Origin of the sequence: Halorubrum sp. SS7 (assembly GCF_005435055.1) — an archaeon.
GTDB classification, from domain to species: domain Archaea; phylum Halobacteriota; class Halobacteria; order Halobacteriales; family Haloferacaceae; genus Halorubrum; species Halorubrum salinarum.
The window spans coordinates 1-212 of sequence record NZ_SGXV01000788.1; the positions used below are offsets into that span (position 1 = coordinate 1).

General features: G+C 64.6%; 1 pseudogene. It reads left to right on the top strand.

Features of this window, described 5'->3' with window-relative positions:
• Positions 1 to 212, top strand: a pseudogene (locus EXE44_RS19915) (sucrose-6-phosphate hydrolase); the annotation flags it as partial.

Genomic DNA, 212 nt, shown 5'->3' on the forward strand with positions numbered 1-212 from the left:
GATGCGAGAGGCGTTCGCGGGCGATCCCGCTCGGCCACGCTATCACTTCACCCCGCCGGCGAACTGGCTGAACGATCCGAACGGGCTGATCCGCTGGAACGGGCGGTATCATCTGTTCTACCAGTACAACCCCGCGGGGCCGTTTCACAACGCCATCCACTGGGGTCACGCCGTCAGCGACGACCTGCTTCACTGGACGGACGAACCGATCG